Raw genomic sequence first — 26,119 nt, forward strand, 5'->3', positions numbered from 1 at the left:
GAGTAACATACTTATAATAATTAATTCGTCTAATTTCTGGGTACGTGTAGCGAAAACACCTACTAACTCATAGGATATATTAATTAATTTTTAGATAGTAGGTGAAAAAAAGGTGAACCCAGAATTATGTGATTTATTAGAAAATGGAGGGGTTGTTTCTTGCTTTTTAGCTGACGAAAATGGTATCCCTCTTGACCCATTTGATCCCTCCTCAAACCTTTGTACTGAAGGAATACTGACACAAAGTAGAAAAGACGTTGACATTGTATTGCCTAATGGAGAAATAGCTGCACTCCAGAATATTAATATTCGCAAGGCTGGTTTTATTGTAGTTCAAGTAACAAATGGGATTGATACGTGTGTTTCTGAACCAATTCCTTTTTGTAAAGTAGAGAACGTGCTTTTATGTGCACCAGAAGGCACTGATATAAATTGCAGAATTACCGACTTTCGATGTTACGCTGTAGTCCACTGTCAAAATGGTTTCTATCAATCTGTTGAAATTTTCCTGGATATTTGCCAGGAGATTCAGTCAGTCACAGAAACAGTAATTGAAATTACAGGAAACTTCTGTTCCCCAAGAGAGCAGCTGATCCGTAATCGTTGCCCACTTCCAATCATGCCGCCTCAATGTGGGGAAGAGCAAGATCAAGTGGCAGATCAATTAGAGATAATAACAGAATGCGTGAAGGATAATGACTTGGTACAGCAAGAGATAATATGTGTGAATACTGAAAAAGTCTACGATTGGGTTGGCATCCAGTCCAAGCTTGAAATAAGAAGAAGTGCAGAGGATGCTCCTTTTATTTGTGATATTTGTACAATTGATTTATTTGTTTCTGCAGCAATTACTTGTGAAGGGACGATTAGCGGAACTGTTGAATGTGATGGAGAACCAGTAGAAGGAGCGACTGTTGTTCTAACCGCATCATCAGATATTGTTACTATCGTTCCAAACCCGGTAATTACAGATGCTTTTGGAAGCTTTGAAGCAACTGTAACCGTTCCAGAAGGCACAGATCCAACTGAAGTCATCATTACTGCAAGCAGTGTAGTCAATAACCAGGCTATTTCTAGCACAGCAGAAACAATTGTTAGTTGTCCTGAGGAGCCTTGTACCTTGGAATTATTCGCTGCTGGTCCTATTGAATGTAATGGCTTCATTTCTGGCAATATTACATGTGGAGATACGTCTATACCAGATGTTCCAGTTACACTTACTGCTGTTCCAGATATTATCGAATTCGATCCTAATCCTGCTATTACTGGGGAAGGCGGAAACTTCTTCTCAGGAATCACTGTTCCTGATGAAACACCATCGACACCTGTTGAAATTACAGCAACTGCAACGGTAGATGGTGAGGTTCTTTCAGATACCATTAGTGTTACAGTGTCCTGTGATCAAGCTTGTGTTTTAGTATTAGAGTCGGCAGCTGAAATCACGTGTGAAGGAGAGATTACGGGAACATTAACATGTGACGGAATACCTCAAGAAGGTGTTTTGATCAACTTCAGCAGTTTTCCTGATACGGGAACATTCGACCCTGATCCCGCAATAACGGAAGCTGACGGAACGTTTACGACGACTTTAACCATACCTGAAGGCACACCAGAAACAGCTATTTTTGTAACTGCTCAGGCAACTGTAGGTGATGAAACTGTAACAGATACAATCGGTATCCAAGTAGATTGCCCGGGAGAAGAATGTCCGTGTAAATTCCGGATAGGAATACAAGGTAACAGGGCTGAAGCAGAAGTTGATATCACAGCCAATGGTGTACCATCAACACTATCTGGTACTATTAATGTAACTGCAATTCAGTGTTTTACAGCTGCGCCAATGTGTAACCCTGCTGTAGATAACTTTAATGTTACCTTTGGAGATAATGGAAGCACAATAAACTTCACTCAAGGCCGAAGAATTGAAATCGAATGTATCGGTAACACTTTTGCAAGTGTTCGAGGAACTGCTAATGTATCAGGAAACGTTTTACCTGAAGGCGTTTATGAGGTAACCATAACATTAACAATTGGCCCGGATGATATTGGAACATGGACAGTTGATGCAACAGATACAGAAGGCAATACGTTTACTACAACATTTGAAGCAGAAATTTCACCACCGACCTTTATAGGAGAATGTGACGAAACACCTTAATTAATATATCGCTGAAAATTTACAGAAAACCAGTTTTCCTGATTTGAGGATAGCTGGTTTTTGTTTTCTTTTAATAAAATCGACTCTGAGGATATATTTTATCTACGGAGATATAAGACAAGTGTAGACTCTGCAAGTATTTAATAAAGAACATTTTCAGAAGATTATATCTCCATGGTCTGATAAAACCGACATAAACACAACATGAATAAAGTCGCTGGTAAATGTCCAATGGCGAATATAATTGCCATGAGAATAATGGCATCCTTTTTCGTTATTCGCGCCAGTAACCAGACAATCAGTGTCATACCAAATAATCGAAGCATCAATTCTTCTGTAATTCCCCCATAAAACATCGCCAGTAATCCTTGCCAACAAACACTAACAGTTGATTGGCCATCTGGAACTTCTATTAGAGGCGAAAAAACAAACAGATCAAGGAGAATAGTAATCAGGGAACCGATAAACGATAAGAGAATTCCTATTAGCATCCACTTTATCGAGATAGGGGGATTTCTTTTCATAAATCAGACCTTCCAATATTGGCACACTTAATCCTGTCAACTTTTGAAGTCGTACCCCTATTAATACCATAAAAAACAAAAAGACTGTCTGTATAATAGATTTGACAGCTCATTAATTATGTCATTTGGTAGGGAATAATCGCAACTATCCCAATACTCCCTAAAGCTATCAGAAGAAATACTAACTTTAATTTCCATTTTCTATTCATGTTAATCCTCCGTTCCTGTAATTCGCCAATAGATTAGTGAAATTATTACATGTTATTCTATATTTGCCTTATAATGTAATCATGAGAATTATTCGGGAGGAAAAAATATTGAATCATCATTTAACCACAAAACGATTACAACTACATAAAATATCTATAGCAGATGCACCAAAATTGTTTAGAATATGGTCTGATCCAGAAGTAACGCGATATATGAACATCACAAGATTCAACTCTGAAAAAGAAGCAGAGGATATGATTGCATTTTTGAATGAATTAGCAAAGCAAGAAAAAGCGATCAGATATTCTATTTTCCTGAAAGAATCAGATGAACTTATCGGTTCGTGTGGATTTAATTCTTTCGATAAAGAAAATAGCATAACTGAAATAGGTTATGACATTGCCAAAGAACATTGGGGCAATGGCTATGCACCTGAGGCTATTACTAGTTTGCTGGAGACTGCTTTTAATGTATTGGAGATCAATAGAGTAGAAGCGAAAGTAGAACCGGAAAATCTCCATTCTATCAAAGTATTAGAAAAATTAAACTTTACTTATGAAGGCAGGCTGAGACATGCAGAGAAATCGAAAGGTAGATTTGTTGATTTGAATGTATACTCTAGATTGAAATCGGACTAAACGAAAAAGAGGAAATTCAATTCCTAAAGGATCGGAGGAAATGATGAAGAACAATACGTTGACAGCTTACCATTTAGTTACAAAGCAAAAAATGACGCTTGGTCAGATTATTCACATCGATAAGAACCAACAAAACCAGTTATACCGTTTCTTTCTGGAAAAGGAACATTATAATTCTAATGGTGAAGATTTTATTCAAATCCTAAAGAACGGCTATACGAATAAAGGAATCTTTTTGGATAAGGAAAATAGTGAAGTAGCTTTGAAATATATGGATCAGACGATTCGCGCAATTAGAGAAGTGATTGTAGAAATGGTGAGACTTCAGGAATTTCCTCAATATCCGTCAAGACTCTCCTGTTTATTTGCTTCGAAAACCTATCAAGATGCTTTAAAATGGAAAGAACTATTTGATTCATATAATCGAAAGGTATTACAAATTGTTAAGCTTCAGGTGAAAGGCAGTTATTTTGAAGGTGATGCCAATCTATTGCCAAAGGAAGATGGTATTTCATTTGCTCAGAAGATGGAGCAGGCTAAAGAATATTGGAAAGGGAACAGGGAAAGTGGGTTGCTAGAGGTTTTAGTGAATGGTGAGATAAAAGTTATAGAGATTTTAGATAATGCGGATGAGTAATCTATCTCAATTTTTAATGGATTTCAGTTACACTTCAAAAAATAAAAGCATTTTAACCATCAACGTCACATGCAGGGAACCACGCTGTGAAGAATAAAAGCCGTTTAAATCTCAAATCCCCCTATAGGGAGCCATAATGTGAAGAATAAGAGCCGTTTAAACATCAAATCCCTGTACAGTTAGCCTGGGTGTGAAGAGTAAAAACTATCTAATCATCAAAACTACCCCAAACCCGCTCTCATGTGAAGATTAGGAGAATGGGAGGGTAGTATGTTCAAACTTTTCACCCTTTATCGGCGGTTCTTCCCTTCAATTGTAAGTAATGTCATTTGACTTTGATTAAATAAACGTATAGGCACAGTACTTGTTCCAAGTCCGCTGTCAATATACAAATGCTGATTTTCGGTTATTGAAAACAATCCTTTATCATACTCAGGAAACAAGCCCTGATCTGGTGCGATCATGGCTCCAACGAAAGGGATGCGAATCTGCCCGCCATGAGTATGGCCACTTAGGATTAAGTCAATATTGTCTGGATAATCTGTCTCCATCACATCTGGTGCATGGGATAGTAATATCGTATAATAACTGTCATTTAACCCTTCGGTCGCTAAATCCAGTTCATCATGTTCGGTTGATGGATCTGCCACTCCAGCTAGCTGCACATCAAACTCATGAGGCGTCTCAACTAATGTATTTTGATTATCTAGTATGTGTACATCTCGTTCTTTCAATCCATCCCAAAGCTGTTGTCTAAGCGGGTTTTCCCATTCATGATTACCAGTAACATAGTATGTATTCTCACACAATGCAACTAAGTCTTCTGCAAGCGTAAAAACATTATCAAATTTATCAGTAGTTCGACTAATCAAATCACCTGTAATTACAATAATATCAGGATTGATGTCAAAGACTTTTTCTATCAATTTATGGTCATATTCTTTATTGTGCACATCTGAAATTTGCAAGATGGTGAAAGATTGATTGTTTGCCAGTTTCTCTGTTTCTATATTCACTGTTTCCACTTTAAAAATATTAGTATCATAATATATTTTTCCAATACCTGTTATGGCGAACAATACAATTGCCATGACAATTATTTTCTTCCTCATCATTGTTCCCTCACTCATTTGTTTTCTTCTTATGCTACCATAAAATAGCATGATTGTATCAAAAAAAATTGTTCGCTAGAGGTGAAATATGAAGATAAATTATCTTGAATATGGCGATAAATCAGCTCCTGTCATCATATTTATTCATGGTGGCGGAGTGAGCGGCTGGATGTGGGATCAACAAGTTGCATATTTCAGCAGTTATCATTGTATAGTACCAGACTTGCCAGAACATGGACGAGCTGATAATAATGAGCCATTCTCGATCAGAACAAGTGCAGAAAACTTAATATCATTAATTAAGGAGAAAGCAAACGGGAAAAAAGTATATGTAATTGGATTTTCTTTAGGTGCTCAGGTACTGATTCAAATGTTAAGCATTAAACCTGATTTAGTGGAAGCTGCCATTATCAACAGCGCCTTAGTAAGACCGAACCGTGCGATGACTATGTGGATGACTCCTCTAATAAAATTGTCATATCCATTAATTAAATGGAGAAGCTTCTCCAAATTACAAGCGCGAACTTTATATATAAGTGATTCTTATTTCGAAAAATATTATAAGGAAAGCAGACAAATAAAACGGGAAACATTATTGCGCGTATTAATGGAAAATATGTCTTTTCCTATTCCAGATACCTTTTGCAAGGTCAGAGCCAGAATATTAATAACGGTAGGTCAAAAAGAAAATAACATGATGAAAAAGTCGGCAATTGATCTAGTGAAAGCAAATCCAAATTGTACTGGTATTGTTCTGGAAAACGCAGGGCATGGTGTTTCGCTTGCCAATCCCGTATTTTTCAACAATTTGGCAGAATCTTGGCTGGAAAAAAACTCCTTACCTGATGCAAAAGGACGTTTTAAGGAAATAATGCAATTATTCCATAAAAATATGGAACAAGCCGTTAGAAAGATGATGCACAATGGACAAAAGCCTAAACGACTACATTTTTACTCTTTTTGTTACATAATTAGGGCAAATGTACCTGTTTGTCCTTCACATAAATGCGCCTATCCTCATAAAATTAATTAAATAATACTACGAGGAGAGTAAATGTATGTCGAACCAGTGTATCGTATCATCTGTTGTATATGATTGGCTGACTTTTGATGAATGTATAAAAAAAACAAAATTAATTCCGGACGTAGCAAAAAAGTGTATTCTGGATGATTGTATCTGTATCAATTTCAATGTGAATTGTTTAAATAATGAACCTACCGTGATCTGGGAAGCTATTGGAATGGTAGTAAATACGGCGACTTTTTCTATTAAACATTGTGGTCCATGTGATAATCCTTATACTATACTGGTCAATGATGAAATTGTGGCATCTGTTACAAATGATTCAATCTATCAAACAGAAGTAACGAACTTGAGGAATATCTCAGTAATCCGGGAAGGGGAGTTTTACCACCTGACTAGCGCCATTAAAAAATCGGAATGTTACAAAAGCAAAATCACCTTCATCGTATGCAAGGTATCCTGATCCCACCACTGCCACTCCTGTTGCAACATAAATATCCTGCGAAGTGCCTTCTGGAACACTCCAGCCATAACATAATTGATCCATTACAAAGTCACATGATTCTTGATCATGTTTATCATAACAACATGAACAGAGATTTCCCATCTATCCTAATCCCCCCTTCCAGGAGTAAAAAAATTAAATGAACATAAGTTGCTTAGTGAGTCAGAAACATAACATTTTTCCAACTTTACAGCATTTTATGCATGTTTGAATATTATGTATGGACAAAATCTCTAAGATAATTAATTTTATTAATTTATAGGCAAAGCGGTGGAACAAAAATGGAAAGAGCAGATAATTACAGGATCATGCAGATTGCGGGGAAAAGAAAATGTCATTGATATAAATGATTGAATAAAGGGAAATAAAAATAATTACACTTTTTACCACAATTTGCTGGGATATAATGCTAAAATAATGAAAATGGAAGATGAATTAGAAAGGCAATAAATAGAGAAAGGGGGATTGTTTTGGCAAGTTTATTTTTTCTATTACCAATTCTCTCGATAATGATTGGATTAAACTTAGTTACACACGGACTTTGGGAGCTAAGGTTAGCTGAAAATAAAAATAAATATGGTAAATATATGTTTTCTGGTTTATTTCTTATTATCGTTCTGCCTGCATTGCTTTTTCTGATTGGGAATGTAATCAATAACTTTGTATAAAAAGTGGGGGACAGGTATGCTGGTTTTTACTGATCGAATGTTAAAAATTATGAGAGATTCAGAGCAACTTGCACAATCATCTGTTTCTCAAGTAGTAACGCCAGGGCATTTACTTTATGGTTGCCTTATCCAAAAGAGTGGGGCACTTGGTGAAATAAGATTGAAGTCATCAATAGAATTAGAAAAGTTAAGATCCACAGTAATTATGGCAGAACCTCATACAAAAACAACCTCTGATTATCTCAGTTGTTCTGTATCTAAAGAAGTACTTGCTGTTTTTGAAAAGGCAGCAAATTATATGAAAAACTACAATCAGATCCATTTGAACGAAGGTCACTTGTTAAAAGCACTAATAAATTCACATAAAGTCGACCATTTATTAACAGAAGAAAATAAGCAAATAATAATAAGACTGGCAACATCCTCAAGAGATATGATAACACACCTCGCCGCATACTCCTTTCCAGATATTACATCAAGATTTATAGACAAAGTCAGTAAGAAAGAAGAAACAGAGCTCATTCAGTTTATGGAAACTCACTTTTCTGGTTGGCTTGATACTATACAGTTTGCATTTCAACAAGCTGAACAAAATATATATATTGCCCGTAATGATGGTGGGAAAATCATTGGTTTTGCTGCATATGACACCTATCAGCATAAAAAAGGTTATTTTGGTCCAATGGGTGTTTTGCCAGATTGCCGGACAAAGGGAGTGGGGTATGCACTCTTACATTATTGTTTAAAGGACATGAAGGAGATCGGTTATGAATATGCGATTATTGGCGGAGCAGGCCCCCTTGAATTTTATGAAAAAGCTTGTCGTGCAGTAGTTATTCCATTAAACGAATAAATGGAGAAAGAGGATGGATAAGATATGCAGAAGGAAAAGTTAATTAGGAAATATGATAAGCAAGTAAAATTGTACGAAAAAAACCGTCATAATCCAACCCTTGCCAAATGGCGGAGAGAAATGTTGAAGGATTTGCATGGAAACGTACTGGAGGTTGGGATAGGAGCAGGGGCTAACTTAGCATATTATAATAAGCAGAATGTTCATGTTACAGGAGTAGACTTTAGTGTGGAGATGTTAAAAAGTGCAAAGAAGGCAGCTGATTATCACAATGTAAGTGCAGAGTTCTTACTAAAAGATGTAGACACATTGGATTTCGAGCCCGATTCCTTTGATTGTATTGTATCAACACTAACTCTGTGCAGTTATCAGGAACCAGTCCGGGTGTTAGGAAAATTTAACAAATGGTGCAAACAAGGCGGATCGATCCGACTGTTGGAACATGGACTTAGTTCCCATTCATTTCTATCGTTTTCTCAAAAGCTGATCGACCCATTATTTAAGAGAGTTTCTGGCTGCCATTGTGACAGAGATATCATCCAATTAGTTAATAAGACTGATATATCCATTGAACATATCGAAAGGTACTGGACTGATATGGTATATTTAGTTTGGGCGAAACCGTCCATTAAGTGAGCATAGTCGAGCTTTGCTGTTTGTTTGCTGAAATCTCCATTGAGCATAAGGCGTTATCGGAAATCTATACTTCCGCCAGTTACTTTTCGGTCATGAATAACGGTGAGCACCAGTATAACAACCGTTAATACAACATTCAATCCAAGTAAAAAACTACGATTCTTTTCCATATTTGTCCCTCCAGTTGTTAGATGCAAATAGTATGGCTTAATCGTCCTGAGTTTATGTCAATTACCAAAAGAAAATGTAGAAACTAAGATTAGAAAAAGGAGGAAGCATATTATGAAACAAACCGTTATCACACCAGTTAATTTTGCTGAGCAATTTTTCCAAAAGGATTTCAGATTGATTTATCACCAAACAGCAGGCCCATTTCAACAGTTAGTAACAGAGGAACAATTTATTGACATTGGAGAATCATTTAATGAGGAAGTGTCAGGTTACATTTTGGAAATACATACGAAGCTAGATAAAAATCTTACACATTATTTATGGCTGGATACCAACAGAAGCAAAGCTATCAGTGTTACTTTTGACAATGAACATACGATTCACTCCATTCAGCTGGCCCCTTTTCAAACACATCCAGAAACAGACAAGATATATACAAAGAATGAGTATATTATGCCAATTACAGATACATGGTTTGTTGTCTGGGGAGGAACCAATCAATTTATCAACTATCATTATGCCTACGAAGCCCAACGTTACGCCTATGACCTCGTGATTAAAATTGATGAACAATCATACCAGGGCAACCCAGGCAATGTGAAGAATTACCATGCTTTTGGAAAAGATCTCATCGCTCCAGCTGATGGACAAGTCATTATGGTTATAAATGATAAAAAAGATCATCAAATTGGGGACACAGATGAAAACCAGCCGGCAGGAAATTGTGTTGTCATTGCTCATGATAAGAATGAATATAGTATGATCGCACACATGAAACAAGGATCCATTATCGTGAACGAGGGAGATGTTGTTAAACAAGGACAAATGATTGGCAAGTGTGGGAATTCTGGTAATACGTCGGAACCACATATTCATTTCCAAGTAATGGATCATCCCAATTTCTTAGAAGGTAAGTCGATCCGTATCAGGTTTAATGATCACAGGGATCCGGTCCAGGGGGATTATGTGTCGCCAGTTCTGTAATTTGTACGAAAGTGATGATGGAAATCAAATACATTTTCTTATTTGATTTCCTGTATGCACTTAATATGGCTCAATGTGGACATGAACTTCATATACATCATGCATTTGTTTTAACTCAGTTTCGACCTCTGTCGAAATATCATGTGCTGTTTCAATATCCAAGTTGTTTTTTACCAGAACGACAATATCCACGACGGCATTATTTCCATAACTTCTTGCACGAAGATCTTTTACTCCTTTTACCCCTGTTACTTTTAAAACAGTTTCCTTATATTTGGTCAATTTATTGTCATCAAACCCGTCCGAAAGGTGATGGGTGGCTTCACGAAAAATATCCCAGGCAGTTTTACAAATAATAAATCCGACAATAAAAGCTGTGAGAGGATCCAGCCAGGACAGGTTAAACTGGGAGCCAATAATCCCTGCAGCAGCTCCAATACTTACATAAGCATCAGATAAGTTGTCTTTAGCTGCGGCCATAACCGCTTGACTTCTTATTTTTTCTGCCAGTTTTTTATTATACAAATAAACAAAATACATCACAAACGCACTAAAGACGCCAGTCCATGCAGCAATTAAATCAGGAGTTTCATGATTACCGATAAAAATGGAAGTTACTGCTTCATACAATACCTGGAGTCCAACAGTAACCATAATGAAGGATGCAATAAGGGACGCGATTGTTTCTGCTTTCCAATGGCCGTAGGGGTGGTCGCTGTCAGCGGGTTTTTGGGAGATCCTTAACCCAATTAATACGGCAATTGATGCGACGATATCGGTAGTGTTATTCCAGCCATCTGCCTGTAACGCTTCCGAACCTGTTATACTCCCAATCGTTAACTTCAGAGCTGCCAGGCAAATATAGGCAGTAATACTGAGAATTGCTCCTTTTTCTCCTAATTTCAGATTATCATATTTTTCTTTCTCCATTTCTTTTGCCTCCAGTTATAAAAATCATCATATATTATCCTAACAGATGGGGATTGAGTGGGTCTACAGCAATGTTTTTGCCTATTTCCTAAAAAATCTGGCGCTGGAAAGAAAGTTTCCCTCGTTTAAAAATAATAGAAAAAGCTAAAAATGCCAAAGTGGAATTAAAGTTTGATAACCCCACATGGAGGAAATAGTTTGATAGGAAGGGAAAGGTGATCAAAGATGGCAGAAGTCCGGACAAAAGCCAAAGATAATAATTCCTACCAACAGCAAAAAGAAGATTATGTGAACAATCGGATGAAACAGCATAATCAGTTTTACAAAAGTATTTATAAAGTGCTGTATACAATTAATGATTTTACGATTGGCGTATGGTTTTTTGCAGGTAGTATTTTATTCTACTTTGAATCCTTAAAAAAGCTAGGTGTGACACTCTTTGTAATTGGCAGTTTTCAATTTCTCATCAGACCTACGATTCGGTTAGTTCATGAAGTGAAAGCTAAAAAACATTATGGAAAAGAATATGATCAACAACAAGCCTGATTTAAGCAAAAAATCAGGTTTGTTTCTATTTTGAAACAAATCTGTCTTGTATTTCGTATAGGAAAAAAGACAAATTAGAAAAGAGAGGAAAGTGAAAATATGAAGCAATGGTGGGAGAGAAAAAAATCAAAAACAAGAAAAAGAAGGAAAAAGCAAGAGGACTATACAATAGGTGATTTTATACTTGATATCCTGGTATGGATACCTGAATTCATCATCTTTCCATTTCGAATACTATATTGGCTGTTCCGCGGGTTGGGAAGATGGATTGGTGACATATTTGATGCGATTTAGATACTCTGCTGAAAAAATATAGAATAGTCAGAATTTTACTTGAATTTCCACAATCTATCATATATACTTTTATTTAGAACAGGTGTTCGTACGGAGGGGAGTAAAAACAAATGAGACCACCATTAACGAAAAACATTTCCATACAGGATTTTCATTCCTTTTATTGGCTAAAAAAAGAGTTGCAGCAATTTTGCCGTGAATGTGGAATTAGTACTGCAGGTGCTAAATTGGAAATCGCTGCTCGAATAGTTCGGTTTATTGAAACAGGCGAAATACAAAAACCATTAAGAAGGAAAAAGACAAATAAACAATCTTGCAATGAGGAGCTTGGTTTACATACTGTTATTTCGGAAAATCACCGTTGCAGTCAGGAAGTAAGGGCATTCTTTAAATCTATTATTCCTAACTTTCATTTTTCTACCCATATTCAGACATATTTGAAACAAAATGCCGGCAAAACATATCAAGATGTGGTGGAGGAGTGGTTTGCAGAGGAACAGCGTAAAAAAGACCCTGCATATAAAAAAGAAATCGCTCCTCAATTTGAATACAACCAATTTATCAGAGATTTCTTTGCAGACCCTGAGAATAAAGGCAAAACCCGGGAAGAAGCAATCAAAGCCTGGAACATTGTGAAAAAACAACCGGGTTCTAACAAGTATGAGAGATAATAGACAACTGGTCCAGTCTAGCTTTTCTTAATAGCCCATGACTGACCGATCACACCAATAAAACCGCCAATGGCCAGGATGTAAGGAATGAAAGTTGGCATATCTTCAGGAATTCCAATTACTATATAACTTAGACCTATAATTGTTAATACACAATTTGATATAAGACCGATTAAAGCTCTTAGCCTTAAACTCATCATATCGCCTCCCATAAATTATAAAACAAAATTGTATAAAATATGCCAATTATCGTTCCATAAAATTCCTTCTACCCTATTATATCAATTCACAATATGTTAGTATAACTATATGAAAACTAAAAAGGGAGTAATCATGGCAAAACCGTTCGTAATAAGTATTTCCTCTGTTTCAGGCGGCGGAAAAACAACATTAACCAATTGGTTTGCCGAAGTGTTTCCAAATGCGACAGTGTTTTATTATGATGACTATGGATTTTCAGGAACGTCCAATTTTACCGAATGTTATATAATGGTGCGGAACCTGATCAGTGGGACCTTACCCCAATTGTTTCGGATGTAAACAAAACCGCTATGCAGAAATCGATTATGTCAGCTAGTGATTTAGTTTTAGATGGGTTACTGACTCCAGACGAATTGTCAGCCAATATAGTGGCAGAAATGGGGAAATAAAGTGAAAGAATTAGATTTTTATAATAAAGCAGGAAAAGAGATTGGATGGGATTTTAGTCAAATTCAAGTGACAATGAAAGGGGAAGCATGGAACTTCTATGAAGAAGTGACAAAACAATGTCGCGAAACAGATTCCTTATTAGATATCGGTACAGGCAGCGGGGAGAAAGTAATCAATTTAGCAGATAAATTCTATCTAATAGTCGGGATAGATCAATCCGCAAGTATGATTGAAAAAGCCCGTGAAAATCTAAAGAATGCTGAAGTGACGAATGTGAACTTTTTTCAAATGATTGCTGAAAATATAGACTTTCCTGAACGATCCTTTAGCTGTATTACCAGTCGCCATGCACCTTTTGAAGCAAATGAAGTTGTCAGGTTATTAACAGATGACGGGGTTTTCTATACACAACAAGTAAGTGAAGCAGATAAAATAAACTTGAAAGAATCGTTTGGATTAGCTGATGGTATATCAGAGACAGATGGGGAGCTCAAACAACGTTATTTAGCTGAATTGGAAAGCGCCGGTTTTACAAATATACAAGCATATGATTATAACGCTGTAGAGTATTATCAGCGTCCAGAGGATCTGCTTTTCTTATTATCTCATACACCTATAATACCGAACTTTGGCAATAATAAAAAAAACCTGGAAAAATTTAATGAATTCGTCCATCTGAATCAGACTGATCTGGGAATTCAAACAAATGAGAAACGATTCATGATCATTGCAAGGAAGTGAATAGTCTTGTTTTTACGTAATATTCAACTGCAAAGGGAGAAAGTTACCTCTTTTTCCACTTATCCTTTTTCCATTCCAGCTATACATCAATTAAATGGAATCGAATTAAACAAGCCTGTTACATTTTTTATTGGAGAAAATGGGACAGGAAAATCAACATTGCTTGAGGCTATAGCGGATAAATGTGATTTTAATACAGCTGGCGGGGGAAGAAATAACGTCTATGATGTGGATGCCTCAGAGTCTGCCTTAGGTGAATATATTCGCTTGGCGTGGTTACCAAAAGTGACAAATGGCTTTTTCTTAAGAGCAGAATCATTCTATCATTTTGCCACACACTTAGATCAAATAGAGACAGGAGCGTTGGAACCTTACCGTGCATATGGGGGCAAGTCCTTACACCATCAATCTCATGGCGAATCTTTCTTATCATTATTTCTAAACAGGTTTAATGGGGGAGCTATCTATCTTTTAGACGAGCCTGAAGCGGCTTTATCCCCAAACCGTCAGTTTACCTTTTTAAGGATATTGCATGATTTGACGAAAAAGGGAGACTGTCAGTTTATAATTGCTACACATTCACCGATTCTGTTAGGCTATCCAGATGCTACTATACTCTCGTTTGATAATGGAAAGATTGAGCAAGTGAAATATGAGGAAACTGATCATTATCGGGTGACCAAGTATTTTTTACAGCATCGGGAGAAGTTTTTGGAAGAGTTATTTGCAGAGGAGGAATAAGCGCTCATGTACATTTAATTTTTTAAAAACATTATAAAACCTCCTCTGCATCAGGAGGTTTTACTAGTCACCGGTCGCTTTTGAATTCGTCTATCCAGTTGTTATAGGAGTTCTTCTGCTCTGCATTTAGTTGCATTATTTTATTCTGTAAACGTTCCTTCGCCCAATTATAAATGGCGATATCATGCTGGTTGTTTTCCATAATTAGCTGAATTATATCTTCTGGAATTTCCTCAAGGTGTGGTCGTTTATCTGTATGATTAATATTTGGAATCTTGTTAATCTCCAGATTAAGCAGTTCCTTCAAAAAAAACATCGATTCAACATACATATCGGTTATACCAGCAAAGATAAAATATTTTTCCAGATTTTTAAGAGCTTTTTTCCTTTTGTTTGGTTTACCGCCAGTTAGATACCTTGTGGCAAGATTAACTGTACGGTAGTGGATATTGATAGATTTTTTATAAAGAGGATTGTATCTTTCTTTATACATATAAGAGACAAATTCATCTAATTCCATGTTTTTCACAATACTATGAAGCGGGTCAGCTTCATACCTTCTAATATAATAGTAAGTTGAGATAACACGATCAACAGGATCTCTTAGCATTGTAAAAAATGTGATCGGTTGTTTTGGTACTTCAAACATTCTGTTATGCCAAACAAGAAAAGTTTGTGGTTGACTTTGCAAAATCTTCCATAAGGTTTTACCACCACATTTCGGAATGTGCAACAAGCAAACATCTTTCCTTTTACCTGTCGAGTCTTGTTCAAACAAAATCAACAGGATCCCACCTCTCTGCATTAAAAGTCCTTTACTATATTAATGTTATGATTCGTTCTGCGTATTGCTTGTGCATTAGAACATACCATTTTACAAGAGGCGTTTTTTGTTTATAAGAAATGATAACCATAGCAATATTCTCATCGGCATGGTTAGCTAAATCCACACTGGAAGGAATAGGGGATGTAGTAGGATGTGTGTGATAGATGGCTTGTAAAAACTCTCCGCTTTTCTCTATTTCCTTTAAAGTTTGTTCAACAATTTTTTCACTGACAAAAAATTGTTTTTGGGATTTTCGTTCATTTTTTAATGGCCAAATGGTAATGACATGATTTTCTTTTCCTGAAAGAAGACCGCATGCTTCATAGGGAATGCATTCCATTCCGTGTTGGATCATTTCGTTGAAGATGCCTTTAGAAAACAATATCGGCCCTTCATTTAAAGTTTCATTCATTATTTTGTTTTCTTCCATAGTGATTTTGCAAATAACCAGGTCTTTCTCCAACCTGTTACTTTTTCCGGATCTGTCTCATCTGCTTGCATTTCAGGCTTCTTATCATTTTCTTGAAAGAAATGGGATTCCTGCTCTTGTTTCTGGTTGTTTTCGGTCAAAAGCTTAGCAGAACCTGGATCAATGAGAGGATCTTTACTTTCTGACATCCCATTATGTTCAAGCGGTTTTTCCTCTTTTCTTTCTTCCTGTTTAAGTGTTTCTGTATCTAAATTGTTATCTTGATGGGCAGAAACGGAAGCTGCTATATTTTTTTCATGGTTTTCTGTTGATTGTTCGCTGTTTGTTTCAATTGGTAAGGAATCTTCTTTTATTGGTTCTGTTACATTTGTTGAGAACGTATCAACATCTGAGTGTACTGTCTCTGGTTTGCTTTCAGTTGTAATATTGGATTGTTGGTATTGATCAGTTACTTCGGCTTCCTTATTTTCCTTCTTATCAGGAAAAGTCTTTGATGTTGTTTCTACATTTGTTAAATCAACTAGCTCTTGTTCCTTAGTTTCCAGCTTAATTTGTTCTGTTATATTCTTGTTCGTTGCAGACGAAACTGTATTATTTGTTGTTTGCTCCAACCTAGTATCTTCTTTTTGAAGAGGAAGTTTTTGCTCATCAATATTGACTGTTCCTTGTTCTATATTTTTTTCTGGTACGATCTTCGTTCTCTTCTTTGGTCGGTTAATAATATTTTTTCCAGCTTCAAGACGAACGGTAGAAATTGTTTTTGGATCCTTTTCAATTACACTGCCTTGAAAGTAATTTTGACTGGATGGATTGGAAGGAATTGTATTTCTTGGACGAAAGGTGTTCAACTGTTGGTTTGGCGAATTCTTTTCTTTAATATTACTGAGCATTGTTTGTATTTGCCGGTATTCCGAATTGTACGGTTTCCTTTGCCGGTTTGGAGTGACCGTATTTTTCAGCTGACTTATTTCTTTTTTCTGTGAGCTCATTTCTTGTTTTACTTTTGTTAAATCCTGTGATGTTTTGGACATTATATGATCCACTTTTGACAACAGGTCCTGGATATGATTTGTGCGTACCTCTCCTTTAATTAAGGAAACATCTTCTTTCAGCTGATTAATTGAATGATTAAGGGAACGAAATTGAGTGGTCAATTTTTGTTCCTCTTGCTCTTTATGCTTAATTTTGTCTTGATAAGATTCTTCCATCTTTATCATTTCTCCTTTTAACTTTACGAGTTTATCGTTGAGAGCTGACATTTTGCTTGAACTATCTTTCTTCAACTCAATTTCAGTGACAGCCTCTTTATATCTTTGTAAATCATCCTTTAATTTCTTAATTTCTTCCTCATTATAAAGCCTATATTGGTACATAGTTATTCACCCTTTTTATCGTACATTAATATAATATTGGTGAAACATCAAATCGTGACAAATGTGCTATGTTTTTCGTCAATGACAAACATTTATCATTACAAGTCAAATGACATATCATATTTGCATTACTGTCAGTCATGGTTGTTGTTGCGCTAGTGAGAGAGCAACTTAGTAGTATGATATTCGCCCATCTTCACAAATATCATCATAATTCCGCTCTTCAACTAAAACATTTCGTTGCATGTTGTCATAGGCTATATGGACATTAATCTTATTTGGAGGTGTTTGCATAATGCAAGCAAAGAATTTAACAGGAGGGCAGGAACTTCTGTGTATTAATACAGAGAAGGTTTATGACTGGGTTTTAAATGAAGCAAATTTTGATTTGGCATTAAACAATCTAGACTTACCACTAAACCCAGTTACTGGTGCACAGTTGGAATGTCCTGATATTGATCTTGATTCAGTAACTTGTGCCGTTGATCCTGCTGAGGTTGATCCAATTGTTGTAACAGGACGAGAAGACCAAGTATTTGTTGTTGATGGTGCAGAGGTGACATTACAGGTAGTGAACATTCGCAAGAATTTTGACGTCACAATTTTTGTTAATTTAGTACCAGCACTTGGCGGTACGAGAGTAGTTGTAGGCAATGTTCCATTTACACGTTGTGAGCAAGTAATCTTGTGTGCACCAACTGGAACTGAAATCGATGTAACTTATACTGATTTAGATTGCTTCGTATGTACAGCAAGCTGTGATCCAGGTACAACCGAAGAACTTGATGAAATTGATGTGACTGTTACAGTACGTCTTTGCCAAAGCATCAAGTCAACGTACCCAGTAACATTAGAACTAATTGCTGACTTCTGTCAGCCGCGTGATCTTTTGGCATTCCCGCCATGCCCTGCACCAACAATGCCAGCACAATGCCCAGTGGTTTTCCCTGCTAATGCGGGTAATAATGATTAAACAGCCGACATAAAATAAAGAGAGGGAACATCCTCTCTTTATTTTTTTGATAAGTAAAGAAAGTATAAACGGAGATGTCTAGCTCCGAGCGCCAGAAACTAGGCGACTTCACGAATCGCCCTACGATAAGTCATCATCGATTCGCAAGCTCACCGTGATTCCTTTATCTCAGTTGATTCGCTCCAGTCGCTACGTTTCTAAGAGGGCGCTCTGCGCTTTTCTTATTTACATGAAACAAAGAAAGAGGTGGAGAAAGTGACACTTGAACGAAAGTTAACAGAATGGACAGAAATGCAGGCAACCTATTTTAAGAGAATAGAAGAGTTACTGGAAGGAATTGAAAAGCCGTTGCAGTTGATTCCTTATTTTACTTACACTACTCAGATTTCGCATGATTCCAACAGGGAAAACTACATACTTGGTACCTTCCATATTCAGAATATTGGTGACAAACCTGTTTCCAATCCGATGATTTGTATAAAGCTTACTCCAGCAGAATTATTTGATTTCTCGGGAAAATATATTTACCCAGATACAAAACAGCCAATGCAGTTAGCAAATGCGTGGGAACGAGTAAATGAAGCAACAAATAAAGAAGAGTACTGGTTAAGACCAAGCAAAAAAACAATGATGGAAGCTAATGAGACCATATCTTTTCCGAATTTTCAAGTAAGATGGACGGCAGACTCTGCTTATAATGGCTCCATTCAAGGTTTCGTTTATGGTGATGAAATAAAAGAGGGACTTCATGCCGTTAACCAGATCAATATAAATGGAACCATTGTGGAAAGGGAGGATTTTTATGAAGAGGAGTAATCTGGCGCACCAGTTAATAGGAAAATATTTAGCAGATTATGAGAATCAGTTGGAGAAGAGCAGCACGAACGATGGCGGCAGTTTTGTTTTTTTGGATAATCAGACATTACAAATGATCCTTGCCTATTTATTTACACAAGACGGGCAGGATAAAGCATATGATACCAGTTTGGCTGAGGCAAAAATAGATCAAATGATACTTGAACAAAAACAGCAATTGGAGCAAATAATACGGAAATTAGAAGAAAAGGTGTAAAAATGAAGAGAAATTGGCTTTACCTGCCGATTGAAGTGAAAGTTAGAGAGTGTGACGCAAAGTTATTGCTTGCGTATCATGCAATTCAACAAGGCTACAATGTAATTATTGGGGACCATCCCGTGTTAGAACAAGTATGTGGAAAATATCCTCAGGGTATCTTTTTTTCTAAAGGAGGCCCGCATGGTTTTCGTCAAAGGGTGATATCAAGTGCTCTGGAAAAGAAACATTCCGTTGTGGAGTTGGATGAAGAGGGATTAATTTTTCAAAAAAAGCTTTACTTGCAGGATCGGATGCAGAAGCAAACATTACATTTAGTTGAACAGGAATATTGCTGGGGACCTCATCAATACAATACCATTCTTAGCGCATATCCAGACTTAAAGGCAAAACTTCACATTACAGGTAATCCTCGTTTTGATTTGTTGACTCCGAAGTACAGGAAACTTTATGAAGCAGATAGACTAAAGCTTAAAGCTAAATATGGTGATTTTATCCTAATCAATACGAGATTCTCCCGATACAACACCCCAAAAGGCTTGAAAGAATCCATCCATTACCAGCATATTCAAAAGCTGTATGAGCATTTTTTAAAGATGATACAACATCTTGCAAGTCTGGTTCCAGATAAAAAGATTATTATTAGACCACATCCTGGTGAGAACTTTACCAGTTATCGAAAAGCTCTTCAACAATATACCAATATCCTTGTGGTACATGAAGGAAATATTATTCCATGGCTTTATGCAGCGGAGGCTGTTATTCATCATGGTTGTACATCGGGTATGGAAGCTTATTTATTGGGACGGCCGGTAATTTCCTATATCCCATTTGAGACAATGGAGCCAAGCCTGCCTAATCAGTTTGGACAAATTGCGAGAAATTCCGATGAAATAATCAGAAACTTAGAGAAATTCATTAACAAAGAAACCCTTCCACCTGTAACAGGAAAAATGGAGGATTATGTTCAATGGTCGCCTTCCCATGATTCCTGTCAGACGATTTTATCTTTATGTAATCAAATTTCTTTATCACTACCATTGGACAGATTTTCTAAAAAAGAAGGTAGTAAAATGATTGTAAGAACAAAAAAAAGAAAGAGAAATTTCTCTTTAACAAAAGACGAAATCGTTTCTTTTTTTCAAAAAATGAATCAAGTTAATGAAACAGAGATTTTATTTGAAGTCAAGCCTGTCGCTAATCATGTATTTCATCTGTCATGTTAGCCTTTTAAACAGCAGCCGCCACCACTTCGTTTTATTTTTGTCTTTTTTTTAATTCTAGAGGTAGTCAGTGAAACAGGGGTTGCAGCATTCGTGTTATGTTGGACTTTTTGAGTTATTTCTCTTGCTTTCAAAAAGATCAGCTCCTTCCAGATTTATCTTTTATCATTGCGCTAAGAATCAGTGTCAAGACTCTCACTGCAAAGTCTCCCTTTATTATATTGCACAGAAAGTTGATTGCATGGGCAATTACAGAAAAAAGGCTAGAATAACTTAGTGGTGTTTTGGCCTGGAATAGTATAATTTGGCCGCTTTGGAACGTATTGTCTCGAGTGGGAGGAAGACTGTTGTTTTAATTGATGAATCGCCTGATTTTGGGTTTGCATTTCTTTTTTAATTGTGTTAAATTCCTCGTCTATTTGTGTTAAAAATGGTTCAAGTTTGCTGATTATTTCCTTGGTATCCAGTGCATTTACTGTATCTCGAATAAGCTGAATTTCTGATCTGATCTCTTCAATGGACTGTTGCATTTGTTCAATTTGCTGATCCATGAACATGCTCCTTTCTAAATTCACATCTGCTTTATCACAGCGCCAACCGTCTGTAACCCCCCCTTAAGATTCAAGTAACACAAAGAAAGTAAGTGGGGGATAAACAGACGCTAAGCATCCTGATAAGTTTCGCTAATGATCAGTGGGGGATATAAAAACCCCCACTGATCAAAGTCTCCCTTTATATTATTACAATCGTCCAGAAATGTGAGAAATGATACGGGATGATTAACCAATTTTGGACTTTTTACATAGGCTGATTATGTAGAGAATTAGAATGGAGGTAATGAATTTGCATAAGTCCAAAATTTCCCCTGGCAATCAGGAGTTAATTTGTATTCAGACAGATAAAGTATATGACTGGATTGTTAATGAATCGAATTTTGATTTGAATTTAGCAGGCCTTGACTTGCCGATTAATCCGGCAACAGGAGTTCCATTAGAGTGTACAGATATTTCACCTGAATCAGTTACATGTGTCATTGAACCAGATGAAGTTCTTCCAGCTGAAGTTGCGAACAGGCAAGATCAAGTTTTTCAGGCAGATGGTGAAGACATCACTTTACAACTTGTGACAATACGCAAGAATTTCAGTATAACCTTATTTGTTGATTTAATCCCAACACTTGGTGGGGCAACAGTTGAGGTGGGAACAGTGCCTTTTACCAGATGTGAACAGGTTCTGCTTTGCGCACCTGAAGGAACGGACATTTCAGTGAGATACACAGATCTTAATTGCTTTGTATGTAATGTTACATGTGATTCGGGGACAACAACAGAGGCAGATGAATTAAGTGCTATGGTGTCAGTGAGACTTTGTCAAAGCATTCAATCGACATATGAAGTAATCATTGAAATTTTGGCTGATTTTTGCCAGCCAAGAGATGCAGAAATAGCCTTACCAACTTGTCCGAAGCCAGTTATGCCTGCACAATGTCCCGTGATCTTCCCGGCAAGCTGTGAAATAAGAAATGATAAAACTTCGGATTCAATAGAAAAAGAAAAATCAGGTTACCAAACAGAAAATCATACGATGGTTGATAAAACAGTCAATAACGATTTTATGGAAGGATCAGCTTTCCCGTTTGATTTCAACTTAGGAGAGGAGTAAAAATCCTCTCTCTTTTTTTCCAGAAAATCAAAAGGGGCGTAGGTTTTAGGCTGAGGTCGTTTACTTGTTTTCAGAAAATTAATATACATATACTGTACACCGCGTAAATCTGGTAAAGAGGAACTGTGCAGATATAATAGGAATGATTTTTACTAGGATGATCGGTACAAGCATTATAACTTATTACGAGAGGGGTAATCCATGAGTACTTTTTTGAAAAACTACTGGTCGCTTTATTATGACTTTATAAAAGATTTTGAATCATTAAAATATAATGGCTATTCACTTCCATATTTATGTCATTTACCGAGATATGTTTTGCATCAGAATAGACTATTGAATGAGTTAGAGGGCGCTGATTATAGCAAGAATATAAAAAGAAACATAAACGGTCCAAAGGAATTACAAGCATTATTCAATCAATTTGTCCAATCACATGAAAAGAAGCCATTAACTAAGAATCAAGGGAAGACTGTAATCAATATGGATAAATTGTTACGATTCTCTCCAGAAACTTTAAGTAAGTTTGATCCAGCAAAGACAGTCATTTTGTCTACGATGAGTAAGAAAAAGCGGAAAAAGCCAAAGATAGTGTCAAATAAAGCTACTGTTGAACCATTAAATGGTGTAATCGTAAACCAAGCAGGAGGAAAAAAGCCAAAACCAACTCAAAAAACTGCTTCTAATATTTTGCTACCTGTTTATCCATTAGATAAATACACGAGTGATGTAAAAAAACAGGTGAAAATAATACAACAACAAGCTACGAAAATGTTTGTAAAATACAATGATCATCACATATATAAAGACCAAAATTTTCAAATATGGTTTTTACAAGCTATTTCAGATGTTATCTCATGCATAGAAATGGTGAAAAAATTCTTACAGGAAGTGAAGGTTGCTTGTATCATTGTACCTTCCACCCACAATTATAAAAGCAGAATCTTGGCAGTTGTGGCATCTGAGGCAGGAATTCCTACGATTTGCATGCAGCATGGTATCGTGTCTAGTGAATTGGGATACATTCCGAAGATAGCAACAGTGGATGCAGTATATGGTAATTTTGAAAAGGATATGTTTAAAAAAATGGATGTGCCTAAAAATTCTGTGGAAATAATTGGTCATCCGAGATTTGATCAAGCATTTAAAAAAGTATCAATTAAGACGAAATTAGATACGGGAAAGAAAAAATCAATCTTGATCGCGTTAAGAGGTGCGCAAGATGATAAGTTGTGGAGACAATTCATCACAACAATTGCAAATAATAAACTAGATTTGAATGTGTTTATTAAGAATTATCCCAGTAAAGAACCACACCCATTAACAAAGGAGTTTCCCTTTGTTCATTCAACAAAAAAATTAGAAATTTATGAACTGTTTCCACAAGTTGATGCAGTGATAACTTACTCATCAACAGTTGGCATAGAAGCGATGCTCGCTGGTAAGCAGGTTTTTATCCTGCTTGAAGATTTCAGAGATTACTCTGGGTATTATGATAAATTAGGAAATTTAGTAGTGAAAAACCCAATAGAATTAGGCAACCTGGTTACAGATTATTTTAATAATACAGAAACAAGAAGATTAGCAGAAAATCAAAGAAAGAAGTTTTTAGATTATATCTATCCTGTTCAAACATCGTCCATTGATCGTTTGAATAATTTAATAAATCGATTAACAAAGTAAGGGTGTGTACTATGAATGTATATAAAACAAATTATTGGTCATTATATATGGACTTTATCAAGGATTTTGAAAGTTTAAAATACAGAGGATTTTCTTTATCACATATCATTCATTTTCGAGGCTTAATACGAAAAAACAAAGCAATTTGGCTTGACATGAAGAATGAATCCTTTGCGAAACGCTTGGTCAATAAAGGAATGGATTCAGAGGCAGTCCAACAGCATTTTAATCATTATATTAATACACACCGAAAACCTTCAAACACAAAGCCGGGTGGGAAAGTTGCAATACACTATGACACCATACTCCGCTTCCCCGAACATACCTACAAAGATCACTTTAGTGCGCAGAATGCTATGATTGTTGCTGCCGGTAATTATAACAAGAAAAAAACGAGTAAATCCCTTTATAAACTTCCGACAAGATATTTGAATGATTATGTTATTAATATTGGCAGTAGTGTGATAGAAGTGCAAAATCAAGCAAAACTGCTATTAGCGAAATATAATAGTCACCATTTATATAGTAGTAAACAGTTTCAAAGTCTGTTGCTCATAAAAATTGCAGAAGTGATTCATTGTATTGAGCAGGTACAGAAGTTTTTTGAGCAAGAAAAAATTTCTTGCGTTATTGTTTCCACTACACATAGCTATGTCAGCAGAATTATAGCATTAAGTGGTTATGAACGAGGTATTCCAACAATATGTATGCAACATGGAATTATTGGGAGTGAATTTGGTTATATACCTAAAATCGCAACAGTTGATGCGGTATATGGTAACTATGAAGTAGACTGGTACAGAAAGAGAGGTGCCATCAAAGGATCTGCTCAAGTAATTGGCCACCCTAGGTTTGATCAGGCAATTGTACCAATTTCTCAAACGAGAAAAGAAGTATTAAAAAAACTTGGAGTAAATCCGAAAAGAAAGACAATTATGATCATTTATCGATATCATTGAAGAGGAATTAGATATAAACATTCTTATAAAGGATTACCCAGGTGATGCTGCCCATCCGTTAACGAAAATGGTACCTAGTATCAGGTCTACACAATCATTAGATTTATATGAGATATTACCATTTGTTGATTGTGTAGTTTCCTATACGTCAACAGTAGTGTTAGAAGCAATGATAGCAGGAAAAGCAGTATTTGTTTTGGACAATGAAGACATGAGCTATACTGGCTATTTTGACAGTTTGGATTTTTTAGTGCAAAAAAATCCGGAAGATCTTGCAAAATTAGTCGTTCACTACTTTAAAGATCCAAAACAGAAATCTAGAGTTCAGAAAAAAATTGATGCGTTTTTAGCGGATGCCTATCCTAACAAGATCTCATCGTCTAAGAGATTAATTCAATGTATCCAAAGCCTGACTAAAGAGTGATCATGTAAGGAATCATCTCTTTAACTAGAGGCTCAGTCAAAAGTATATTGCTGAAACTTAGGGTACAAAAGATTTTACTCACCCAAAAATCCGAATGATAGTGGAATTCGTTTAAACCTTTTTTCGCAACTATCCTTTTCCTATATAAGTTACTTGCTGCACATAATAGGGATTATGTGCAGTAAGTAATAAAAGTTAATTTTGAAGTTATGAGAGTGCAATGACGCCGCTACGTCCGATTGCTTCGCTTTCCTTGGGGACGGCCTCAGCTCGCCCTGTTCCCACAGGAGTCTCCGCAATCGGACTGCGCTTGAATGAAACTCAACAATGTTTATAGGAAGTAGCAGTTGGATTGATATGAGCTAAACGATTCTTCTGTCACAACCATTGTAGAGCAATTCTAAAGCGTAGGCCGGCCACGCAGACTCCTGTGGGACAGCGAGAGGTGAAGATCCACTTTACAAAATGCTCTTCTTTGTAAAGTTAGCAGACCGCCGAGCCCACGGAAAGCGAAGTGGCCGGACGAAGCGACATCCTTGCACACTGTAGATTTCAAAAACTACTCTAAAAATGTTACTGCACATAATCCCTATTATGTGTCATTTATTTTTTAATACATTCGTCTTTTGGGTGGACATAATAGTTATGTTCCACCCTCTTTGTTCATTTGCAGAATGTTTTTCAACACCTCTCCGTCAAAATACTTCGTTTTCACCACAGGCATAAGGGAGGTCTGCTTCCTCTAAAAATATATACCACATTATCTGCCTTTCTCTTTCTTTCTGGAAATTTTTATTATT

General features: G+C 36.3%; 31 protein-coding genes and 1 pseudogene. 23 read left to right on the top strand and 9 right to left on the bottom strand.

Features of this window, described 5'->3' with window-relative positions; translation table 11 throughout:
- Positions 1 to 112: 112 nt before the first annotated feature.
- Positions 113 to 2,158: a BMQ_0737 family morphogenetic spore coat protein gene (locus F9U64_RS22985; protein ID WP_228275669.1), complete on the top strand. Its 2,046-nt coding sequence runs from the start codon at positions 113 to 115 to the stop codon at positions 2,156 to 2,158.
- Between the two features lie 164 nt (positions 2,159 to 2,322).
- On the opposite strand, the gene F9U64_RS10860 is transcribed toward F9U64_RS22985, so the two are convergent.
- On the bottom strand, positions 2,323 to 2,682 hold the full coding sequence (locus F9U64_RS10860; protein WP_153403285.1) for a CPBP family glutamic-type intramembrane protease: 360 nt from the start codon (positions 2,680 to 2,682) through the stop codon (positions 2,323 to 2,325).
- A gap of 290 nt (positions 2,683 to 2,972) precedes the next feature.
- On the opposite strand from F9U64_RS10860, the gene F9U64_RS10865 reads away from it, so the two are divergent.
- Both F9U64_RS10865 and F9U64_RS10870 read left to right on the top strand, forming a co-directional pair.
- Positions 2,973 to 3,530, top strand: coding sequence for a GNAT family N-acetyltransferase (locus F9U64_RS10865; RefSeq protein ID WP_407647315.1), 558 nt, complete (start codon positions 2,973 to 2,975; stop codon positions 3,528 to 3,530).
- A 43-nt stretch (positions 3,531 to 3,573) separates the two neighbouring features.
- Positions 3,574 to 4,167, top strand: coding sequence for a DUF2441 domain-containing protein (locus F9U64_RS10870; RefSeq protein WP_153403289.1), 594 nt, complete (start codon positions 3,574 to 3,576; stop codon positions 4,165 to 4,167).
- Between the two features lie 290 nt (positions 4,168 to 4,457).
- Here F9U64_RS10870 and F9U64_RS10875 read toward each other — a convergent pair whose 3' ends face one another.
- On the bottom strand, positions 4,458 to 5,279 hold the full coding sequence (locus F9U64_RS10875; protein WP_153403291.1) for a metallophosphoesterase: 822 nt from the start codon (positions 5,277 to 5,279) through the stop codon (positions 4,458 to 4,460).
- An 88-nt stretch (positions 5,280 to 5,367) separates the two neighbouring features.
- On the opposite strand from F9U64_RS10875, the pseudogene F9U64_RS10880 reads away from it, so the two are divergent.
- Positions 5,368 to 6,126 (top strand): annotated as a pseudogene (locus tag F9U64_RS10880) (alpha/beta fold hydrolase); the annotation flags it as partial.
- 211 nt (positions 6,127 to 6,337) lie between these two features.
- Entirely contained in the window at positions 6,338 to 6,766 is a 429-nt protein-coding gene (locus tag F9U64_RS10885) for an S-Ena type endospore appendage (RefSeq protein WP_153403295.1), read from the top strand.
- Here the strand turns inward: F9U64_RS10885 and F9U64_RS23585 are convergent.
- Positions 6,665 to 6,910, bottom strand: coding sequence for an S-Ena type endospore appendage (locus F9U64_RS23585; RefSeq protein WP_407647316.1), 246 nt, complete (start codon positions 6,908 to 6,910; stop codon positions 6,665 to 6,667). The two genes, F9U64_RS10885 and F9U64_RS23585, sit on opposite strands and share 102 nt — an antisense overlap.
- 368 nt (positions 6,911 to 7,278) lie before the next feature.
- Here F9U64_RS23585 and F9U64_RS10890 point away from each other — a divergent pair, with 368 nt between their 5' ends.
- The 4 genes from F9U64_RS10890 to F9U64_RS10905 all read left to right on the top strand — a co-directional run bounded on the left by F9U64_RS10890 (position 7,279) and on the right by F9U64_RS10905 (position 10,120).
- Complete coding sequence (locus F9U64_RS10890) at positions 7,279 to 7,476, top strand: hypothetical protein (protein WP_153403297.1); 198 nt, start codon at positions 7,279 to 7,281, stop codon at positions 7,474 to 7,476.
- Positions 7,477 to 7,492: 16 nt separating this feature from the next.
- Positions 7,493 to 8,329: a GNAT family N-acetyltransferase gene (locus F9U64_RS10895; protein WP_228275670.1), complete on the top strand. Its 837-nt coding sequence runs from the start codon at positions 7,493 to 7,495 to the stop codon at positions 8,327 to 8,329.
- 24 nt (positions 8,330 to 8,353) lie between these two features.
- Positions 8,354 to 8,965 (top strand): class I SAM-dependent methyltransferase, encoded by a 612-nt coding sequence (locus tag F9U64_RS10900; protein ID WP_153403299.1) that lies wholly within the window; start codon positions 8,354 to 8,356, stop codon positions 8,963 to 8,965.
- A 282-nt stretch (positions 8,966 to 9,247) separates the two neighbouring features.
- Positions 9,248 to 10,120, top strand: a complete 873-nt coding sequence (locus tag F9U64_RS10905) for a M23 family metallopeptidase (RefSeq protein WP_153403301.1) — start codon at positions 9,248 to 9,250, stop codon at positions 10,118 to 10,120.
- A 60-nt stretch (positions 10,121 to 10,180) separates the two neighbouring features.
- On the opposite strand, the gene F9U64_RS10910 is transcribed toward F9U64_RS10905, so the two are convergent.
- On the bottom strand, positions 10,181 to 11,050 hold the full coding sequence (locus F9U64_RS10910) for a cation diffusion facilitator family transporter (protein WP_153403303.1): 870 nt from the start codon (positions 11,048 to 11,050) through the stop codon (positions 10,181 to 10,183).
- Positions 11,051 to 11,275: 225 nt separating this feature from the next.
- Here F9U64_RS10910 and F9U64_RS10915 point away from each other — a divergent pair, with 225 nt between their 5' ends.
- From F9U64_RS10915 to F9U64_RS10925, 3 genes are all read left to right on the top strand, one after another.
- A complete protein-coding gene (locus F9U64_RS10915; protein WP_153403305.1) occupies positions 11,276 to 11,596 on the top strand; it encodes a YrhK family protein in 321 nt (106 codons plus the stop codon).
- Between the two features lie 99 nt (positions 11,597 to 11,695).
- A complete protein-coding gene (locus F9U64_RS10920) occupies positions 11,696 to 11,890 on the top strand; it encodes a hypothetical protein (RefSeq protein ID WP_153403307.1) in 195 nt (64 codons plus the stop codon).
- A 110-nt stretch (positions 11,891 to 12,000) separates the two neighbouring features.
- On the top strand, positions 12,001 to 12,561 hold the full coding sequence (locus F9U64_RS10925) for a DUF6434 domain-containing protein (RefSeq protein WP_153403309.1): 561 nt from the start codon (positions 12,001 to 12,003) through the stop codon (positions 12,559 to 12,561).
- A 17-nt stretch (positions 12,562 to 12,578) separates the two neighbouring features.
- On the opposite strand, the gene F9U64_RS10930 is transcribed toward F9U64_RS10925, so the two are convergent.
- Positions 12,579 to 12,758: a hypothetical protein gene (locus tag F9U64_RS10930; protein WP_153403311.1), complete on the bottom strand. Its 180-nt coding sequence runs from the start codon at positions 12,756 to 12,758 to the stop codon at positions 12,579 to 12,581.
- Positions 12,759 to 12,894: 136 nt separating this feature from the next.
- Here F9U64_RS10930 and F9U64_RS10935 point away from each other — a divergent pair, with 136 nt between their 5' ends.
- From F9U64_RS10935 to F9U64_RS10945, 3 genes are all read left to right on the top strand, one after another.
- Positions 12,895 to 13,101 (top strand): nucleoside/nucleotide kinase family protein, encoded by a 207-nt coding sequence (locus tag F9U64_RS10935; RefSeq protein ID WP_153403313.1) that lies wholly within the window; start codon positions 12,895 to 12,897, stop codon positions 13,099 to 13,101.
- A 111-nt stretch (positions 13,102 to 13,212) separates the two neighbouring features.
- Complete coding sequence (locus F9U64_RS10940; protein WP_153403315.1) at positions 13,213 to 13,953, top strand: class I SAM-dependent methyltransferase; 741 nt, start codon at positions 13,213 to 13,215, stop codon at positions 13,951 to 13,953.
- Between the two features lie 6 nt (positions 13,954 to 13,959).
- Positions 13,960 to 14,694 (top strand): AAA family ATPase, encoded by a 735-nt coding sequence (locus F9U64_RS10945; RefSeq protein ID WP_153403317.1) that lies wholly within the window; start codon positions 13,960 to 13,962, stop codon positions 14,692 to 14,694.
- 67 nt (positions 14,695 to 14,761) lie between these two features.
- Here F9U64_RS10945 and F9U64_RS10950 read toward each other — a convergent pair whose 3' ends face one another.
- The 3 genes from F9U64_RS10950 to F9U64_RS10960 are packed head-to-tail and all read right to left on the bottom strand — an operon-like array spanning position 14,762 to position 17,323.
- Positions 14,762 to 15,478 (bottom strand): sulfotransferase family 2 domain-containing protein, encoded by a 717-nt coding sequence (locus F9U64_RS10950; RefSeq protein WP_194287338.1) that lies wholly within the window; start codon positions 15,476 to 15,478, stop codon positions 14,762 to 14,764.
- 34 nt (positions 15,479 to 15,512) lie between these two features.
- A complete protein-coding gene (locus F9U64_RS10955) occupies positions 15,513 to 15,932 on the bottom strand; it encodes a M67 family metallopeptidase (protein ID WP_194287339.1) in 420 nt (139 codons plus the stop codon).
- A complete protein-coding gene (locus F9U64_RS10960; RefSeq protein ID WP_153403323.1) occupies positions 15,932 to 17,323 on the bottom strand; it encodes a hypothetical protein in 1,392 nt (463 codons plus the stop codon). Before F9U64_RS10960 ends, F9U64_RS10955 begins: the two co-directional genes overlap by 1 nt.
- 295 nt (positions 17,324 to 17,618) lie before the next feature.
- Here F9U64_RS10960 and F9U64_RS10965 point away from each other — a divergent pair, with 295 nt between their 5' ends.
- The 4 genes from F9U64_RS10965 (at position 17,619) to F9U64_RS10980 (ending at position 20,594) form a co-directional block, all read left to right on the top strand.
- Positions 17,619 to 18,296, top strand: coding sequence for a BMQ_0737 family morphogenetic spore coat protein (locus F9U64_RS10965; protein WP_153403325.1), 678 nt, complete (start codon positions 17,619 to 17,621; stop codon positions 18,294 to 18,296).
- Positions 18,297 to 18,551: 255 nt separating this feature from the next.
- A complete protein-coding gene (locus F9U64_RS10970) occupies positions 18,552 to 19,112 on the top strand; it encodes a hypothetical protein (protein ID WP_153403327.1) in 561 nt (186 codons plus the stop codon).
- Positions 19,099 to 19,368, top strand: a complete 270-nt coding sequence (locus F9U64_RS10975) for a hypothetical protein (RefSeq protein WP_153403328.1) — start codon at positions 19,099 to 19,101, stop codon at positions 19,366 to 19,368. Before F9U64_RS10970 ends, F9U64_RS10975 begins: the two co-directional genes overlap by 14 nt.
- Positions 19,369 to 19,370: 2 nt before the next feature.
- Entirely contained in the window at positions 19,371 to 20,594 is a 1,224-nt protein-coding gene (locus tag F9U64_RS10980; protein WP_153403330.1) for a surface carbohydrate biosynthesis protein, read from the top strand.
- A gap of 260 nt (positions 20,595 to 20,854) precedes the next feature.
- Here F9U64_RS10980 and F9U64_RS10985 read toward each other — a convergent pair whose 3' ends face one another.
- Entirely contained in the window at positions 20,855 to 21,142 is a 288-nt protein-coding gene (locus tag F9U64_RS10985) for a hypothetical protein (protein ID WP_153403332.1), read from the bottom strand.
- 292 nt (positions 21,143 to 21,434) lie between these two features.
- Here F9U64_RS10985 and F9U64_RS10990 point away from each other — a divergent pair, with 292 nt between their 5' ends.
- From F9U64_RS10990 to F9U64_RS11005, 4 genes are all read left to right on the top strand, one after another.
- The gene (locus F9U64_RS10990; RefSeq protein WP_228275671.1) at positions 21,435 to 22,253 is read left to right on the top strand and encodes a BMQ_0737 family morphogenetic spore coat protein; all 819 of its coding nucleotides are present in this window, start codon (positions 21,435 to 21,437) and stop codon (positions 22,251 to 22,253) included.
- A gap of 201 nt (positions 22,254 to 22,454) precedes the next feature.
- Positions 22,455 to 23,936, top strand: a complete 1,482-nt coding sequence (locus F9U64_RS10995) for a hypothetical protein (protein ID WP_153403334.1) — start codon at positions 22,455 to 22,457, stop codon at positions 23,934 to 23,936.
- An 11-nt stretch (positions 23,937 to 23,947) separates the two neighbouring features.
- The gene (locus F9U64_RS11000; RefSeq protein WP_153403336.1) at positions 23,948 to 24,895 is read left to right on the top strand and encodes a hypothetical protein; all 948 of its coding nucleotides are present in this window, start codon (positions 23,948 to 23,950) and stop codon (positions 24,893 to 24,895) included.
- Positions 24,896 to 25,064: 169 nt separating this feature from the next.
- Positions 25,065 to 25,319 carry a hypothetical protein gene (locus F9U64_RS11005; protein ID WP_153403338.1) on the top strand — a complete coding sequence of 85 codons (255 nt, stop codon included), beginning with the start codon at positions 25,065 to 25,067 and terminating at the stop codon, positions 25,317 to 25,319.
- Positions 25,320 to 26,119 lie beyond the last annotated feature (800 nt).

The organism is Gracilibacillus oryzae, assembly GCF_009498735.1.
GTDB lineage: Bacteria > Bacillota > Bacilli > Bacillales > Amphibacillaceae > Gracilibacillus > Gracilibacillus oryzae.